Origin of the sequence: Methylorubrum podarium (assembly GCF_022179745.1) — a bacterium.
Lineage (GTDB): Bacteria > Pseudomonadota > Alphaproteobacteria > Rhizobiales > Beijerinckiaceae > Methylobacterium > Methylobacterium podarium.
In genome coordinates, this window is record NZ_BPRD01000549.1 from 1 (window position 1) to 1353 (window position 1353).

General features: G+C 71.5%; 2 protein-coding genes. One reads left to right on the plus strand and one right to left on the minus strand.

Annotated features, from left to right (window positions below; all coding sequences use genetic code 11):
* Window positions 1-1002 (plus strand): outer membrane beta-barrel protein (locus MFF42_RS23255; RefSeq protein ID WP_238258102.1); only part of this gene is annotated, 1002 nt, incomplete at its 5' end.
* A 3-nt stretch (window positions 1003-1005) separates the two neighbouring features.
* Here MFF42_RS23255 and MFF42_RS23260 read toward each other — a convergent pair.
* Window positions 1006-1353 (minus strand): AprI/Inh family metalloprotease inhibitor (locus MFF42_RS23260; RefSeq protein ID WP_238258103.1); only part of this gene is annotated, 348 nt, incomplete at its 5' end.

Below are 1353 nucleotides of genomic sequence, written 5' to 3' on the forward strand. Positions count from 1 at the left end.
GAGCTGGCCCTGCGCAGCGAGTGGTCGGCGAGCGAGCTCACCGCCGAGATGCGCGGCAGCTACCTCGAATATCCGCAGAACCCGGAGGCGAGCCGCCCCAACGCGGTGGGCACCGCGCGGATGCGCATCGACGTCGACCGCGACACCCGCGTCGACCTCGAGACCCGCTTCCTGCTCGACAGCCAGCGCCTCGGCAGCCCGGATCTCGGCGCGGGCGGGGCGACGAGCCGGCCGCTCTTCGCCACCTACGGCGCGACCGCGGGCGTGCAGGAGAACTTCAACCGGCTGCAGCTCTCCCTGCGCGGCTCGATCGACCGCTCGGTCTTCGAGGACGCGCAGCTCGGCAACGGCACCACGATCATCCAGAGCGACCGCGACGCCAACCAGTACGGCCTGCGCCTGCGCGCCGGCTACGAGATCTCGCCGGCGATCACGCCCTTCGTCGAGACCTTCCTCGACACCCGGATCTACGACACGCCGGTGGACCAGTTCGGCCTGCGCCGCGATTCCGACGGCGTCGCCTTCACCGCGGGCGCGGCGGTCCAGCTCAACAGCACCCTCACGGCGGAGGTCTCAGCGGGCCTGCAGCACCGCTCCTACGTCGACCGCACGCTGCAGGACATCAACGCGCCGGTCGTCAACGCGGCGCTGGTCTGGTCGGTCTCGCCGCTCACCACGGTGCGCTTCAACCAGCAGACCGGGGTGATCGAAACCGCGGTGCCGGGCTCCAGCGGCGCCTTCACCGACGCCGCCACGCTCGAAGTGCAGCACGACCTCCTGCGCAACCTCTCGATCACGGTGGGCGCCGCCTACCTGTCCACCAACTACGACGGCGTGCGCATCCGCGAGCGGGGCTACTCCGCCACCGCCCGGTTCGATTACCGCTTCAACCGCTGGCTCGCCCTGCGCGGCAGCTACATCTACTCGACGCTGAACAGCACCATCCCGCTCTCGACCTACGAGGCGCACACGGTGCTGCTCGGGGTGCGGGTGAACCCCTGACGATCAGCGGGCGAGCGAGAGCGGCGCGCCGGATTTCGAGAGCGCGCCCTCGAGGCTGCCGCCGGCCTGCCGCAGGCGCGCGGCGACGGTGCCGCCCGGCTGGTAGAGGTACACCTCGCCGTCGCGAAAATCCCAGGCCGAGACCTTGGCGAGATCCTTGTTGCCGCAGCCCGCGGTCGTCGCCTTGTAGAGGTCGAGCGAGGGCGTGCTCGACAGCGAGACCTTGCAGCTTCCCGCCGCATCGGAGGCGTTCCAGGAGCCGACCACCGAGGAGCGGCCGGTCGCCACCACCGGCGGCGGCGCGGGCGGAAGCGGCGGCTCGAGGGCGGCGGACGGCGCGGCGATCGCCGA